General features: G+C 69.7%; 15 protein-coding genes. 3 read left to right on the forward strand and 12 right to left on the reverse strand.

Features of this window, described 5'->3' with window-relative positions; genetic code table 11:
- Positions 1 to 173: 173 nt before the first annotated feature.
- Positions 174 to 905: a cytochrome c family protein gene (locus RMO97_RS00715; RefSeq protein ID WP_310538648.1), complete on the forward strand. Its 732-nt coding sequence runs from the start codon at positions 174 to 176 to the stop codon at positions 903 to 905.
- 71 nt (positions 906 to 976) lie between these two features.
- On the opposite strand, the gene RMO97_RS00720 is transcribed toward RMO97_RS00715, so the two are convergent.
- On the reverse strand, positions 977 to 1,804 hold the full coding sequence (locus RMO97_RS00720) for an NlpC/P60 family protein (protein WP_310538649.1): 828 nt from the start codon (positions 1,802 to 1,804) through the stop codon (positions 977 to 979).
- Positions 1,801 to 3,186 (reverse strand): leucyl aminopeptidase family protein, encoded by a 1,386-nt coding sequence (locus RMO97_RS00725; RefSeq protein WP_310538650.1) that lies wholly within the window; start codon positions 3,184 to 3,186, stop codon positions 1,801 to 1,803. Before RMO97_RS00725 ends, RMO97_RS00720 begins: the two co-directional genes overlap by 4 nt.
- A 101-nt stretch (positions 3,187 to 3,287) precedes the next feature.
- Here RMO97_RS00725 and RMO97_RS00730 point away from each other — a divergent pair, with 101 nt between their 5' ends.
- Complete coding sequence (locus RMO97_RS00730; protein ID WP_310538651.1) at positions 3,288 to 4,100, forward strand: tetratricopeptide repeat protein; 813 nt, start codon at positions 3,288 to 3,290, stop codon at positions 4,098 to 4,100.
- A 5-nt stretch (positions 4,101 to 4,105) separates the two neighbouring features.
- On the opposite strand, the gene RMO97_RS00735 is transcribed toward RMO97_RS00730, so the two are convergent.
- The 10 genes from RMO97_RS00735 to RMO97_RS00780 all read right to left on the reverse strand — a co-directional run bounded on the left by RMO97_RS00735 (position 4,106) and on the right by RMO97_RS00780 (position 14,353).
- Positions 4,106 to 5,212, reverse strand: a complete 1,107-nt coding sequence (locus RMO97_RS00735; protein ID WP_310538652.1) for an acyltransferase — start codon at positions 5,210 to 5,212, stop codon at positions 4,106 to 4,108.
- A 44-nt stretch (positions 5,213 to 5,256) separates the two neighbouring features.
- Complete coding sequence (locus RMO97_RS00740) at positions 5,257 to 6,240, reverse strand: type II secretion system F family protein (protein ID WP_310538653.1); 984 nt, start codon at positions 6,238 to 6,240, stop codon at positions 5,257 to 5,259.
- 11 nt (positions 6,241 to 6,251) lie between these two features.
- Entirely contained in the window at positions 6,252 to 7,232 is a 981-nt protein-coding gene (locus RMO97_RS00745) for a type II secretion system F family protein (protein ID WP_310538661.1), read from the reverse strand.
- A gap of 15 nt (positions 7,233 to 7,247) precedes the next feature.
- Positions 7,248 to 8,792 carry a CpaF family protein gene (locus RMO97_RS00750; RefSeq protein WP_310538654.1) on the reverse strand — a complete coding sequence of 515 codons (1,545 nt, stop codon included), beginning with the start codon at positions 8,790 to 8,792 and terminating at the stop codon, positions 7,248 to 7,250.
- Positions 8,793 to 10,259 (reverse strand): CpaE family protein, encoded by a 1,467-nt coding sequence (locus RMO97_RS00755; RefSeq protein WP_310538655.1) that lies wholly within the window; start codon positions 10,257 to 10,259, stop codon positions 8,793 to 8,795. It lies immediately after the preceding gene.
- 8 nt (positions 10,260 to 10,267) lie between these two features.
- Positions 10,268 to 10,948: a CpaD family pilus assembly protein gene (locus RMO97_RS00760; protein ID WP_310538656.1), complete on the reverse strand. Its 681-nt coding sequence runs from the start codon at positions 10,946 to 10,948 to the stop codon at positions 10,268 to 10,270.
- Positions 10,945 to 12,528 carry a type II and III secretion system protein family protein gene (locus RMO97_RS00765; RefSeq protein ID WP_310538657.1) on the reverse strand — a complete coding sequence of 528 codons (1,584 nt, stop codon included), beginning with the start codon at positions 12,526 to 12,528 and terminating at the stop codon, positions 10,945 to 10,947. Before RMO97_RS00765 ends, RMO97_RS00760 begins: the two co-directional genes overlap by 4 nt.
- Entirely contained in the window at positions 12,525 to 13,388 is an 864-nt protein-coding gene (gene cpaB, locus RMO97_RS00770) for a Flp pilus assembly protein CpaB (RefSeq protein WP_310538658.1), read from the reverse strand. Before cpaB ends, RMO97_RS00765 begins: the two co-directional genes overlap by 4 nt.
- A gap of 150 nt (positions 13,389 to 13,538) precedes the next feature.
- Complete coding sequence (locus tag RMO97_RS00775) at positions 13,539 to 14,057, reverse strand: prepilin peptidase (RefSeq protein ID WP_310538659.1); 519 nt, start codon at positions 14,055 to 14,057, stop codon at positions 13,539 to 13,541.
- 128 nt (positions 14,058 to 14,185) lie between these two features.
- Positions 14,186 to 14,353 carry a Flp family type IVb pilin gene (locus tag RMO97_RS00780; protein ID WP_293495417.1) on the reverse strand — a complete coding sequence of 56 codons (168 nt, stop codon included), beginning with the start codon at positions 14,351 to 14,353 and terminating at the stop codon, positions 14,186 to 14,188.
- A gap of 309 nt (positions 14,354 to 14,662) precedes the next feature.
- Between RMO97_RS00780 and RMO97_RS00785 the strand changes: the two genes are divergently transcribed.
- Positions 14,663 to 15,157, forward strand: a complete 495-nt coding sequence (locus tag RMO97_RS00785; protein WP_310538660.1) for a pilus assembly protein N-terminal domain-containing protein — start codon at positions 14,663 to 14,665, stop codon at positions 15,155 to 15,157.
- Positions 15,158 to 15,384: the final 227 nt, after the last annotated feature.

Consider the following 15,384-nt stretch of genomic DNA (forward strand, 5'->3'; position numbering starts at 1 on the left):
ATTCCGCTCCAACTCCAAAATGCCCAGATCACGGAGGTGACCTGGGGAGCGACCAACTGGCCGGTTGCGCCAGCGCCGGTAGCGTGTAAGAGACGCGGGCGCAATAAGGGGCGGGGATTCCCGCGCTTCCGCCGGTCTTTGGGCCGGCCGATTAGAGGGCCGATTTCAAGACGATGAGCGACCTTACGTTCAATAAAGTCGCCGGCGCCGTGCTGGCGACGGGTCTGGCCATTGTCGGCCTCCGCGAGATCACCACCGGCATGTTCGCCGCCGAAAAGGCGGAGAAGCCCGGCTACGCCATCGAGGTGGCCGAGGAGGCTGGCGCCGGCGGCCCCGTGGCCGATGCGCCCATCGACTGGGGCACCGTCCTGCCGGTCGCCGACATCGCCGCGGGCGAAGCGGTGTTCGCCAAGTGCAAGTCCTGCCACACCATCGATAACGGCGGCGCCAACGGCACCGGACCCAACCAGTGGGCCGTCGTCGGGCGCAAGCCTGGCTCGCATGCCGGCTTCGCCTACTCCGCCGCCATGGTGGAATACAGCGCCACGCATCCGATCTGGGACTATGAAAACCTGTCGGAGTTCCTCAAGAACCCCACCAAGGCGATGCCGGGCACCAAGATGGGCTTTGTCGGCCTGAAGAAGCCGGAAGACCGCATCAACCTGCTGGCCTATCTGAACTCCAAGGGCGGCACGGTGCCCTTCCCCGCGCCGAACCCGGCGGCCGCCGCGGCTCCCGCCGCCGCCGATGCGGGCGTAGCGGCCTCGGCCAGCGACCCCACCGCCACCGGCTCGACGGCGACGCCTCCGGCCACCTCGGGCGGCCCCGCCGGCCAGGCGCCCACCACGGGCGCGGCCAAGGCCCCGACCGCCACCGCGGCCCAGAACACCGGCTCGCCGAGCTAGGCGTCCCTTCCAGGTCGCGACGAGACAGGGCCCTCCGCATCGCGGGGGGTCTTTTCGTATGGGGCTTGAGGCTACAGCCTGCGATAGGCCGTGGGCTGACCACTGCTGGTCGCGCCGATCCGGGCGATGGCCTGGGCCAACGGCTCGACGGCGGTGGCCATGTGGTGGGCGTTGGCGTGCAGGATAGTCGCGCCGTCCAGCAGGATCGCCACGTGTCCCCGCCAGAACACCAGGTCGCCCCGGGCCAGGGTCTCCACCGGGCGGCCCATCAGGGCCTGCTGGTCGGTGTCGCGCGGGCAGGCCCGGCCGCAGGCCAGCAGAGCCTGCTGCACCAGGCCCGAGCAATCCAGCCCCAGGCTCTCGCGTCCGCCCCAGAGATAGGGCGCGCCCAGATAGCGCTCCGCCACCGCCACGAAGTCGGCCTCGAAGACCCCGATCGGCGAAAGGTGGTCCTCCACGAACCAGCCGCTGTGGGCCGCCTTCACGAACCGCCCCTCGCGGGCCTCCACGGCGATCAGGCCGCCCAGAGAATAGGGGCCCAGCGCCCGGCTCTTGATGCTGGGATCCTTGAAGGCGTAGGTGCGCAGCGCCGACACCCTGTGGGTCGGGGCGGGCGCGAGGGCCGCCAGGTCGACCTTGGCCACGAAGCCCACATAGCCGTCCCGCCGCGCCTGGCCCCAGCAGAAGCCGTCCGTCTCGTCCAGCACCTCGAAGGTCTCGCCAAACAGCAGCTGGTCCACCTGCTCGGCGTCGGCGTCCGGACCGGCGCGCAGCGGCGCCGCCGGGACCACGGCGGTCATCGGCTTGGGATCACCATAGGCGCCGGCCACCGCCAGCCCCTCAAGGGACCGGGCGGCGAGGTCGGGACGGGCCAGCGTGGTGCGGGGATCGCGGCTCACGCAAACCGGGTCCGGATCATCTGGTAGAGCGCGCGGATAGCTTGCGCCTCAGCGCCCGCCGTCCAGCCCGGCCGCCCGCGAGGGTTCCAGGCGAAGATGTCGAAGTGCGCCCAGGGCCCGGTCGGCGCGAACCGCTGCAGGAACAGGGCCGCCGTCACCGAGCCCGCCTGGGCCCAGCCGTCGGGATCGTTCTTGATGTCGGCGATATCGCTGTCGAGGGCGTCGACATAGCCCTTCCACAGGGGCATCCGCCACATGGGGTCGGCGACCTGGTTCATGGCCGTCTCGATCTGGCCGGCCAGCTCGTCGTCGTCGGTGTAGAAGGGCGGAAGCTGCGGCCCCAGTGCGGCGCGCGCGGCCCCGGTCAGGGTGGCCAGATCCAGGGTCAGGGCCGGCTCCAGCTCCGCGGCGCGGGTCAGGGCGTCGGCCAGAATCAGCCGGCCCTCGGCGTCGGTGTTGCCGACCTCGATGGTCAGGCCCTTGCGGCTGTCCAGGATGTCGCCCGGCCGCATGGCGTCGCCGCTGATGGCGTTCTCAACCGCCGGCACCAGGACGGCCAGGCGCACCGGCAGCCTGGCGGCCATGATCATCCGGGCCAGGCCCAGGACGGCCGCGGCCCCGCCCATGTCCTTCTTCATCTGCCGCATGCCGGCCGAGGGCTTGATGTCCAGCCCGCCGGTGTCGAAGACCACGCCCTTGCCCACCAGGGCCACCAGCGGCTTGCCGGCCTCGCCCCAGGTGATCTCGATCATGCGGGGCGCGCGGGCCTCGACCGCGGCGCGGCCAACGGCGTGGACGGCGGGGTAGTTGGCCTCCAGCAGGCCCTCGCCGGTGATCACCGTGATGGAGGCCCCATGCTGCTCGGCGATCTCGCGGGCGATGGTCTCCAGTTGCAGCGGTCCCAGGTCGTTGGCCGGCGTGTTGACCATGTCCCGGGCCAGGGCGCAGGCATGGGCGATGGAATTGACCTCGGCGATATCGACGCCCTCGGCCACCAGGCGCGGGCGCTCGGCCGTCTTCTTCTGCTTGTAGCGGTCGAACCGGTAGCTGCCCAAGGCGAAGGCCAGGGCGATCTGGTCAGCGCTGATCCCCACTGGGGCTACGGCCATCTTGTAGTCGCCGGCCGGCAGCTTGGCGGGCAGGGCCCGGAACACCATGGGGTCGGCGGGGCTGGAGCCCAGGCCAAACAGCACCCGCTCGATCCCGCCCTCGGCGTTTGGCAGGACCAGCAGTTGCCCGGCCTTGGCCTTGAACTCGGCGGTCTCGGCGAAGGCCTTCACGAAGGCCGCACGGCCCTCGAGGAAGCCCGCCAGATCCCCGTCATAGAGGGCGTGGACGGGAACCACGGCGCGGTCGGAGGTCGCAAGGATCACTTCGGTCATGGATCGGCCCTGACGCGGGGCGGGGCGCCCGCTTTATGCTTAACGCTTCCTTTAAGCGGGTCTGGGATGGTGTCGACCTCATCCCGGAGCCCGTCCCGTTCATGTGTCGCATGTCGGCGCTCGCCGCAACCGCCCTGACCCTCAGCCTGGTCGCCCTGCCCGCCCTCGCCAGGGCGCCCAAGGCTCCGCCCGCCGGGGTCTCAGCTACGCCCGAAGGTTCTCGCCGCGCCAGCGCCGAGGAGCGCGGCCTGGCCGCGCGCCTCGACCCCCTGGCCCGCGCCGCCTTCTGGGGCCGCGAGGCCGACCTCGATCCCCGCGACGGCGAGGCCGGCGTCGGCCTGTCCCAAGCCCTGCGCGCCATGGGCAAGTACGAGGACGCCGCGGAGGCGGCCAAGCGCGTGCTGGTCACCGATCCGAAGAATATCGAGGCCCTGCTGGAGGTCGCCCGCGCCCAGGTCGGCCGCGGCCAGGGCTTCTACGCCATCGAGCCCGCCCGCCAGGCCCAGGCGCTCGCGCCCCGCGACTGGCGCGCGCCGTCCCTGCTGGGGATCGCCTATGACCAGGCCAGCCGGCCGGAGGAGGCGCTAGCCGCCCACCGCCTGGCCGCCGGTCTGGCGCCCGATAACCCCGCCGTGCTTTGCAACCTGGCGCTCTTCTACGCCAGCCACGGGGACGCGCCCCAGGCCGAGACTCTGCTGCGCGCGGCCGCCGCCAAGCCCGGCGCCACCATGGCGGTCCGCCAGAACCTGGCCCTGGTGCTGGGCCTGCAGGGACGCTTCGATGAGGCCGAGCGGCTTGTGCGCCAGGACCTGCCGCCGGAGGCCGTGGCCAACAACATGGCCTTCCTGCGCGCCGCCGCGCCCGGCCCTGCCGGCCCCCCGCGCTCTTGGGACGCCGTGCGCGCCGCGCAGTAGGCGGACTAGGCGGTCTCAGCGACCTCGCGACGACCGCCCAGGCGGAAGCCGGAAGCCTCCCAGGCCCGCATGGCGTTGCGCGCCGGCCGCTCCACGAGATGGTGCACCACCATGGCCGCCGGGATGACGCCTGCGAACATCAGGGCCCAGACCGGCCAGGGCAGCAGGCCCTCCGGCAGGCCGAGCGCGGTGCGCGCCACCCGGGTGAAGACCAGCTCCCAGGGAATGCAGACCATATAGACGGCGAAGCTGACCTCGCCGAGATAGACGCCGAGCTTGGAGCCCATCAGGTTTGATCCCGTGCTGGCGAGACTGGCCAGGGCCAGGATCAGGCCGCCGAACAGCAGCACCATGAAGAGGTCGGGAATGGTGAGGGCCGCGCCCGCGGCGATGGCGACGATCAGGCCCGCCGTCAGGGCCTTGGCGCCGATGGGCGAGACGACCGCCTTGTTGCGCCACAGCAGATAGACGGCGCAGCCGAGCGCGAAGCACGGCACGATCCGCAGCGCGCCCCAGGCGATGGTCGCCTCGGTGAGCGGATGGCCGGCGAACAGCGGGAAGACCAGGTTGAGGACCACCACCAGCAGGACGGCCAGGCCCGTGGCGACCCAAGGCCTCGCCCGCAGCGGCCAGAACACCATCGCGAAGGCCGGGAAGGCCAGGTAGGCGAACCACTCCGCCGAGATCGACCAGGAGGGATGGTTCCAGCCCCCGCCCTGCCCCAGGCCCCAGGCCTGCAGCAGCAGCAGCTGGGCCGGCAGCGAACTCCAGACCACCACATTGTCGCCGGCCTCGAAGCCCGCGGCCGAGGCCCCGGCGATCAGCAGGGCCAGGCCCGCCAGCACCGCGATATGGACCGGGTAGATCCGCGCCAGCCGCGCCCACAGGAAGCTGCCATAGGAGAACCGCTTCTCGCCGAAGCTCTGCAGATAGACGTGGGAGAGGATAAAGCCCGAGAGCACGAAGAACAGCTCGACGCCGAGATAGCCCTTCTCCACCGCGCCCGGCCGGGCGCCGGCCACCAGCAGGGGCCAGTAGTGATAGAGCACCACCCAGGCCGCGGCGTAGATCCGCAGGGTGGTCAGGGGCTTGAGGTTCTCTGGCCGTGGCATGCCGCCACTCTGCGGCGTAACGCCTCAAGGCCAGGTAAACGCGCCTAGTTCTGAGCGACCATGTCCTGGACCTTGATCACGGCAGGTCCGAGGATGACGATGAACAGCACCGGCAGGAAGAACAGGATCATCGGCACGGTCAGCTTGGCCGGCAGCTGGGCGGCCTTCTTCTCGGCCTGGGCCAGGCGCATGTCGCGGTTTTCCTTGGCCATCACCCGCAGGGCCGCCCCCAGCGGCGTGCCGTAGCGCTCGGCCTGGATCATGGCCGTGGTCACCGAGCGGATGCCCGGATGGTTGGTCCGCATGGCTAGGCCCTCATAGGCCATCCGCCGCTCGGGCAGGTAGGAGATCTCCGCGGTCAGCAGGGTCAGCTCCTCGGCCAGCTCGATGGAGGTGCCGCCGATCTCCTGGCTGACCTTCTGGATCGCCGCCTCGATGGACATCCCCGATTCCACGCAGATCAGCAGCAGGTCGAGGCTGTCGGGGAAGGCCCCCACGATGCTCTCGCGGCGCTTCTGGGCGATGTTGGAGATGTAGATATTGGGGGCGTAGTAGCCCAGCGTCAGGCCTATGAAGCAGACGACCACCCGGTTCATCGGCGGCAGGCCGAAGTCATTGACCAGGAACAGGTACAGCGCCGCCGTCACCGCGAAGGCGAAGGGCAGGATGAAGCGGAAGAAGTAGAAGGTGGAGACCGGCCGTGGACCCCGGAAGCCAGCCTGGGCCAGCTTTTCCACCACCTTGGGGTCCTCCAGCAGCCGCGAGAGCTGCAGGCGGTCCACGACCTTCTTGTACAGCCCCTCATCGGTGTGCCGCAGGGTGCCGCCGCCGTTGCTCTTCACCGCGAGCGCCTCGCGCGACTTGCGCCGCAGCTCCTCGCGCCGCGTGGACACCGACTTCAGCCGGGTCTCCAGGGTCGAGCGGGTGATCATCGGGGTGGCGATGGAGACGATGGTGGCGAAGCTGACCAGGGCCACGAACAGGGTCAGAAGGTTGTCCGGGTCGGTCATGGCGGAGAGCAGGTTCATGGCGGCTCCCCCTAGATCTTGAAGTTGATCATCTTGCGCATCGTGAAGATGCCCAGGCACATCCAGAACGCGCCGATCATCAGCATGATGTGCCCGCGCGGATCATTGAACATCGGCTGCATATAGGCCGGGCTGGTCACGCTGATCAGTCCCACCACCCCAGGCGGCAGGGAGCCGATGATGATCGCCGAGGCCACGGCTTCGCCGGACATGGCCTTGATCTTCTCGCGCATCAGCTTGCGCGCCCGGATCACGGTGGAGAGATTGCCCAGCGCCTCGGCCAGGTTGCCCCCGGTCTTGGCCTGGATGGCCAGCACGATGGAGAAGAACCGCACCTCCGGGGTGGGCATGCGGGCGTACATCTTGTCCAGGGCCTGGTCGACGGAGACCCCCATGCCGATCGCCTCCACCAGGCGCTTGAACTCGCCGGCCAGGGGCTCGGCGGTCTCCTGAGAGATGACCCTCAGGCTGTCATGCACCGGAAGTCCGGAGCGGATGCCGCGGGTGATGATGTCCATGCCGTCGGGAAAGGCCTCGGTGAACTTCTTGGTGCGCCGGGCGCCCAGGAACCCCAGCACCCAGCGTGGCAGGCCAAAGCCCGCCGCGAAGCCGAGGCCGAGCGCGATCAGCGGCTTCTGGCCCAGCAGCATGACCATCCCCATCACCACCAGGCCGACGATGCCGCAGATGATCCAGAAGGCGCGCGCGTTGTCCGGCAACCCGGCCTGCTGCAGCTTGGCGGCGATGGTCAGGGTCGCCTTCTTCTGCTGTTTTTCCTGCTCCCGCAGGGTCTTGAGGATCTGGCGGCGCCGGGTGTCCTGGGCGCTGGCGGCCGGCCGACGTCCGGTGCGGGCGGCGGGGGCGGCGCCGTTGCCGAGGATGGCTTGGGCGCGCTTCAGGGTGCGGGCCTGTCCGCTGCTCGGGCCCGACAAGGCCAGCCCCAGGCCCGCGATGACCAGGAAGCCCAGCAGGGCGGCCATGACTGTGATGATCGTCGCGGCCATGACCTATTCCGAGGCGTCGAGGGCTTCGGCCAGCTCGCGCTCGAGGCCGTAATAGCGGGCGCGGTCCCAGAACCGGGGACGGGCGATGCCAGTGGAGCGGTGGCGACCCACGACATTGCCGTCGGCGTCCTCGCCGGTGATCTCGTAGACGAACAGGTCCTGGGTGATGATCACGTCGCCCTCCAGCCCCACCACCTCGGTGATGTGGGTGATGCGGCGCGAGCCGTCGCGCAGGCGGGCGGCCTGGATGATGACGTCCACGGAGCCGACGATCATCTCGCGGATGGTGCGCGACGGCAGGCCGTAGCCGCCCATGGTGATCATCGACTCCACCCGGCTGATGGCTTCGCGCGGCGAGTTGGCGTGCAGGGTGCCCATGGAGCCGTCGTGGCCGGTGTTCATCGCCTGCAGCAGGTCGAAGGCCTCGGGTCCGCGGACTTCGCCGACGATGATCCGCTCGGGCCGCATCCGCAGGCAGTTCTTCACCAGGTCGCGCATGGTGATCTGGCCCTGGCCCTCCAGGTTGGGAGGCCTCGTCTCCAGCCGCACCACATGGGGCTGCTGCAGCTGCAGTTCGGCGGCGTCCTCACAGGTCACCACCCGTTCGGTGGGGTCGATGAAGGCGGTCAGGGTATTGAGCAGGGTGGTCTTGCCCGAACCCGTGCCGCCCGAGATGATCAGGTTGCACCGGCAGGCGCCGATCACGCCCAGAACCCGGGCCCCCTCGGGGCTGATGGACGCGTAGTCCACCAGGTTCTTCATGGTCAGCTTGTCTTTCTTGAACTTCCGGATCGTCAGGGTCGGCCCGTCCAGGGACAGCGGCGGGGCGATGACGTTGACCCGGGAGCCGTCGGGCAGGCGCGCGTCGCAGATGGGCGAACTTTCATCAACCCGGCGGCCCACCTGGCTGACGATCCGCTGGCAGATGTTCATCAGCTGGGCGTTGTCGCGGAACCGGACATTGGTGAGCTGCACCTTGCCGGAGACTTCGATGAACACCCGTCCGGCGCCGTTGACCATGATGTCGGCGATATCGTCGCGGGCCAGCAGCGGCTCCAGCGGGCCGTAGCCCAGGACGTCGTTGATGATGTCCTGGACGAGCATGTCCTGCTCGGCCACCGACATCGAGACGTTCTTGATCGCCACCAGCTCGGCGACGATGTCGCGGATCTCTTCCCCGGCCTGTTTGACGTCCAGCTGGGCGAGCTGGGCCAGGTCGATGGTGTTGATCAGGGCGTTGAAGATGGTGGTCTTGGTGGCGTGGTAATAGTCGGTCTGCTCCCGCACCACCTGGGTGGTGGGGGCCGGGCCCTGGGCCGCGCGCAGTTGCTCGAAGGCCAGGGTGGGCTTGGGCCCCGCCGTGACCTGGCCGCCGGCCCGCTGCATCTCCGGGGCGCCCGGCTTGACCGGGGCGGTAGACGGCGCGGGGGCCGCGGACGGTTCGATCCGCTGGGGCCGGGTGGCGATGGCCACGCCGTCGGCCGCCGCCGGGGGCGGGGCCTTGCGGGCGGCCGGCGCATCGCCGTCGGTGGGACGCTTGCCGAACATCTACTTGCGCTTGAACAGGCTGCCGAACAGGGAGGTCTTCTGGACCGGCGGCGGGTCGCGCCGGGCGATCTGCTGGGCCAGGTAGTCGATGCCCTCGGCGGCCCGGGACTTGGGCGCCACCTCGCACAACATCTGGCCGTTGTTGGCCGCCTGGCCAAACAGCTTGGGATCGAAGGGCAGGCTGAGCGACGGCGTCAGTCCGAGCGCCTCACCGAAGTCCTTCACCGGGATTTCCGGGCGGCCGGGCACCCCCACCTGGTTCAGCACCAGGCGCGGCGGCGCGTCATTGGGCCGGGCGCGGCGCACCAGGTCGATCATGTTCTTGGCGTTGCGCAGGCTCGCCAGGTCCGGCGTGGCCACGATCACCAGGTCGTCAGAGGACAGCAGGATCTTACGGGTCCAGGCGGTCCACAGGTGGGGCAGATCCAGCACCACGAAGGGGGCGGCCGAGCGGATCTTCTGGGTGACCTCGTCATAGGCTTCCGGGCCGATGTCGTAGTCGTTGTCCAGGGTGGCCGGGGCGGCGAACAGCGACAGGCGCTCGGTGCAGCGGGCCATCATCCGGTCCATCAGCACCGGGTCCAGGCGGTCGGGCTGGGTCAGGGCGTCGGCGACCCCCTGCAGCGGGTCCTGGTTGAAGTCGAGGCCGGCGGTGCCGAAGGCGAGGTCCAGGTCCACCAGGACCGCGCCGGTGTGCAGCCGCTCGGTGATCGAATAGGCGACGTTGTGGGCCACGGTCGAGGCGCCAGAGCCGCCCTTGGCGCCGCAGAAGGCGATCTGGCGGCCCACGAAGGGCGCCGACGGGTCGGCATAGAGGCTGGTGACCGTGCGGACCACCTGCAGCGGATTCAGGGGCGGGACCAGATACTCGCTGACCCCGCGGCGCATCAGCTCGCGATAAAGGGCGATATCGTTGGCCGCCCCGATCACCACCACCTTGGTGCCCGGATCGCAGACCTCCGCCAGCTGGTCGAGCTGGGCGATCAGCTGAGGCGCGGGGTCCAGGCTCTCCACCATCACCAGGGAGGGGGTGGGCTGGTTCTGATAGGTCTCGAAGGCGCCCACCAGGCCGCCCATGCGCACCACCACGGCGGCGCGCGCCATGCGGCGGTCGGCGGCGGCGCGCTCCACCAGGTCGGCGGTCTCGGGTTGGGCGCAGAAGACATGGATGGTGATGCGCGGCAGGGTGTGCTCGCCCAGCGCGGCTTCCGCGCTGGCGATCAACTCGTGCACGGGATTGGCCGGCTGGGCGCGCGGCGGCTCGGGCTGATCCAGGTCGTCGGCCAGGGGATCGCCCCCGAAGTCCCGGGTCTCCGGCTCGCGGGCCGGCGGGAAGTCGGCGAAGGGGTCAACGCCGGTGGCCGGCGTCATCGGCGTCTCGCGCCAGGCGTCGCTCGACGGCGAGGTGAACTCGTCGTCCGCCTCGAATTCGAGCTCGAAGGGGTCGTGACCCGGCTTGCTGGTCATGGACGCCATCACTTGGCCACCGAGGAGACCGCGCCCTTGGCCTGGTCGTCCGCGGCCGAGGAGGTGATTTCGCCCCGGCGGTACTTGTCCAGGGCGAAGAGCCGCCGCTGACTGTCAGCCGGGCCCATGTCGGCGGGCCGCACGAGATCGGCCGGACTGGCGACCTGGGCGGCCATGTTGGCGGTGATGGCGCAGCCGAAGTTGGGCTGCACCTCGTTCTTCGCCGAACGGGCGATGTTGGTCCATTGCTCGCCGCAACGCGGCACCACGGCCAGGTAGCGGGCATAGGCGACGCGCACCGGGGCGCCGTTCTCGGCGGCGCCGTCATAGCCGGCCATGAGGATGGCGGCGGCGGGAACGCCCTGGGAGACCAGGAAGCCTCGGATCGCCTCGCCGGCGCGATAGGCCGCCGTGGTGTCGGCGCCGCCCGCCGGGGTCTGGATGGTGATCGGCCCGCCGCTCTCCCGGCGCCAGGTGTCCACATAGCCGGCGAGCGCCGCGGCCTGGTTGGAGGTCAGGCCGTGGCCGTTGACCGCCAGGGCGATCGCCTCGGCCTGTTCGGTCGCCGTGGCCTGGAAGTGCTCCGTCGGGGTCCGGGCCTCGACCAGACGGTCGGGCGCCGCCGTGGTGCCGCAGGCGCTGAGCGCCAAGGCGGCCAGGATCGCAGCGGTGTTCAGCGGAGTGTTCATTCGATCACGTAGCCGTACGGCCCCTGATAGGCGCGACCCGCCTGGGCCTGCGGCTTGGCCTTGTAGGCCTTGGTCAGTTCCCCCATCAGCAGGGTGGAGGCGTCACTGGCGATCCGCATACCGTCCACCGGGGTCTGCAGGCGGCCGGGGCTGGTGGGGGTGACGATGTAGGGGGTGACGATCACCACCAGCTCGGTCTCGCCGCTGAGGTAGTCGCGGCTGCGGAACAGGGCGCCCAGCACCGGCAGGGTGGTCATGCCCGGCAGGCCGTCGAGGGTCTGCTTGGTCTTTTCCTGCAGCAGGCCGGCGATCATCATCGAACCCCCGGAGGGCAGCTCCACGGTGGTCTCGGCCCGGCGCACGCTGAGCGCCGGGATACTGAGCGAGGTGTTGGTGGCGGCGCTGGAGACGGTGAACGACCCGGTGCTGGTCAGTTCGGAGACCTCGGTGGAGATCTTCAGGGAGATGCGGCCCTGGGACATCACGAAGGGGGTGAAGCCGAGCCCCACGCCGAAGGGCTTGAACTCCACGGTGATCTTGCCGTCCTGATCCTGGGCGACGGGGACCGGGAACTCACCGCCCGCCAGGAACTTGGCCGACTCGCCGGAGACCGCCGTCAGGTTCGGCTCGGCCAGCATGCGGATCAGCCCGACCCGCTCGAAGGCCTTCAGGGTCGCCTCGCCCTTGTTCAGGCCGGGGTCGCCCGCCGTGGTCCTGTTCACCGAGAGCGGGTCGTTGCGATCGACGAAGTCGAAATTCTGGCGCGAGTATTCGGTGTGATAGGCGCCCGTGGCGGAGTCATAGACCTGGGTCGCTACCGGCACGCTGCGGCTGATCACCGGGGTCTGGGTGGTGTCGGCCTTGTAGCCCGCGGAAATGCCGCCCAGCAGGGCGCCGTTCACCGCGAAGCTGGCGGCGGTCCCCAGCAGGTACTGAGGCTCTCCCAGCTGGTTCAGCACCGCGTTGAGGTTGAAGCCCAGCTGCTTGATCACATTGCGCTGCATCTCGACGACGCGGACCTTCAGCATCACCTGGTCCTTGCCGGCGATGGTCAGCATGTTCAGCACCTGGTCGGGCCGCTCCACCGAGGCCTTGGCGATCTGCACCGCCTTATCGGCGTCGCCGAGGTTAGCCACCTCGCCTGAGAGGATGATGCTGGACCGGATTCCGTCCACCTGGACCCGGGCGCCGGGCAGGATGCGGTTGATGGTCTGGGCGATGGCCGAGGTGTCCTGATCGACCCGCAGGTCCAGGGACAGGATGCGCCGTCCGGAGCCGTCGAAGAAGACCGCGTCGGTCTGGCCCTGCTTGATCCCCAGGATGAAGATCCGACGCGGGGTGCGCAGCATGGCCTCGGCCACGTTGGGATTGGTCACCAGCACGTCGCGGGCGTCCACTGGCAGCTCGACGATGGCCGACTTGCCCACGGGCACGGAGAGGGACTGCACGGCCCCGCCCGTCTGGGACAGATCGACCCGCACCACGGCGCCGCCGGTGGTCAGGCCGCTCTGGGCGTTGGCGGCGCCGGCCAGGCTGGCGGCGGCCAGGACAAGGGCTGCGAAGAGGGCGCGCGGGTTCATCGGACAAGCACCTCACTGGCCGATCCGCCACGGTAGACCCGAAGGCCCTGGCCGCCGCGCTTGCCGGGCACGCCCCGGGACGCCGCCCCGCCAAGATCGGCGTAGGAGCGCAGGGCCAGCTGCATCTCGCCCTGGGCCTTGCCCCGCGACAGCACCTCGGCGTCGGCGGCGGGAACCTCCAGCACGGCCACGGCGCCGACAATGGTCCGGGCGTCCTTCTCGGGATCGGTCTTCTGGTCGATGGCCAGGACGCGCAGGTTGCGCATCAGGGTCTCGGAGACCCAGGTGCGGCCGTCGGCGGCCTGCTTGCTCTGCAGCACGTCCACCCGGTCGCCCGGCAGGATGAAGCCGCCCACCGCGGTCTCGGCGTTGATCGGCACGCTCATGGCGCGCATGCCCGGCAGCAGCACCACGGCCATGTAGCCGCTCTGGCCGCCGCGCACGACCTTGCGGGCGATGACCGGCTCGCCCTTGAGGATCGGCTCCTTGACGATCGCCCCGTCGAAGGCGGCCATCGGGCCCTGGGCCATCATGGCGCTGGTGGTCTGGGCGGCCTTCTGGGCCACCTGCTGAGCGGTGGAGTCGGCGACGGGGGCCGGGGCCGCGCCGTCGGTGACGAAATTGGGGTTGAGCGCCTCGACGGGCCAGGGCTGCCAGGACATGTCGGTGGACGACAGCCTTGCGCCCACAGGCAGGTCGCGGCTGGCCACGAGGACATTGGCCATGGGCTTGGTGGGCGCGGCGACCGCGACCACCGGGTCCGGCGCCTTCTTCGGAGCCACCATGCCGCGCACGAAGAACGCCAGCACGATGGCGACGATGGCGGCGACGGCGAAGATGGCGATGCGGACGACGCCCATGAACGGCTACTCGTGGCTTCCCGCGAGGGAGACCGGGTGACTGGCGGCGGCCCTGCGATCCGCCCGGGCGCACACGATTCGAAACTCCGACCTTCTGCCGGCGCATCGCTTTTGGGGCCCGCATGGTTAACGCGGGCTAAAGGAAGTCCGTCAGGACAACCCCGGGAAGGCCGCCATCAGGGCGCAGGCCGGGAAGGCCGCCAGGGCGCCGACCGCGATGGCCACGCCGTACGGGACATTCTCGCCCGGGGTGGCCAGGCGCACGGCCCAGGCCGGGCCGTTCAAGACATAAGGCCGCACCCACATCGAGCGCAGGCCCAGCAGGCCCATGGCCAGCGCCCCGCCGGCGACCCCGGTCACCAGGAGATAGGTGGCGAAGGCCGGCCAGCCGAGCCAGAGGCCCGCCGCGGCGAACAGCTTGGCGTCACCGCCGCCGATCCAGCCCAGGGCGAACATCACCATGCCCATGACCAGCGCGATGGCGCCGACGCCCGCCTGGGCGCCGATCGCCTGGGGCGTCAGGCCGAGCGCGAAGGCTGTGGGGAAGAAGGCCAGGATCAGGGCCGCCGAGATCCAGTTGGGGATGGTGTAGCTGGTGGCGTCGCGCAGGGCGCCCACGATCACCAGGGCGGGGAAGATCGACAGCAGGGCGGCCTGGAGCAGGGGCATGGGCGAAAGACCATCTGGCGGGGTTCGAGCACATCCTGCCGCCTTTGGGTGAACGGGAGGTTTCAGACAGCGAAAGGGCCGCGGCGCTTTCGCACCGCGGCCCCCGCAATGTTTCGGAGCGAAGCCGCTTATTGCGGCATCGCGGTCCCGATCTTGGTGAAGGTGCCGGCGATCTTGCCCGACAGGGTGTTCATCGCGGTGATGAGCACGACGGCGATCAGGGCGGCGATCAGGCCATACTCGATGGCGGTGGCGCCGGATTCATCCTTCAGGAAGCGCGTGACGAACTTGGACATGGTGGTCTCCTTGGAAAGTTGCGAACCAGTTGGTGAGTGAGGGATCAAGTCACCGACTTGTTCGCCCCGAATTGCAGGATCAATTTGCGCCCCCGCGCTTAATGTCGAGTAAACACGGAAGTATTCGAGGAAAAGTTTCTATGGTTTACTTTCGTTTACTGTGAACAACCGTTAACCATGGCCCCTGAATCGGCCTGGAATCGGGGTTTTTGCATAATGATTCTCGCGCGCGCGTGAGTCGGTCTGTTCTTCAACCTTTCTTGACCATTCGCGGCGAGTCTGACGGACAAGTTTTTTCAGGTCCCCGCCATGCGCCGCCCGCTGATCGCCGCCGCCCTCGCCCTCCTGGCCCTCGCGGCCCAGGTTTCCTCAGCCGGCGCGGCGACGATTTCGGCGGTCATCGACCAGGGCGTCCGCATCACCCTGCCGGCCGGCGCCCGCGACGTGATGATCGGCAACCCCGCCATCGCTGACATCAATGTCGTCGACAGCCGCACCGCCGTGATCCAGGGGCGCAGCTACGGCGCCACCAACCTGATGATCATCGACGCCCGCGGCCGCACGATCCAGAACAGCCAGATCGTCGTCAGCGCCCCCAGCGGCAACCGCGTCTCGCTCTACCGTGGTCCCGGCGCGGGCGCCGCGGTGGCCAATGTCGCCAACTACGCCTGCGCGCCGCGCTGCGAGCGCACGCCGATGCCGGGCGAGCTCGACAGCGAGTACAACCGCTACAGCATGCCCTTCTCCGCCTACGCCCAGCGCGCCGCCGAGGCCCGCCGCGCCATCGCCCAGAACGGCCAGTAGCCAGGCGCCCGCCAAAGCCTGTCCGTTTCATTTGAAACGGATGAACAGGCTCGTTTCTCATGTGCGGCGCGTGACGGGCGCCTGAACCGGCATCCACTTCAGGCTGTCACGCGCCACGAGCCTGTCCGGGACATTAGAAACCGATGAACTGGCGCGTTTGGCAGGTGGGGCGCGTGACGGGCGCCTGTACCGGCGTACACGTCGGGCTGAGTCGCGCGACGAGCCTG

This window comes from Phenylobacterium sp. (assembly GCF_031425575.1).
Lineage (GTDB): Bacteria > Pseudomonadota > Alphaproteobacteria > Caulobacterales > Caulobacteraceae > Phenylobacterium.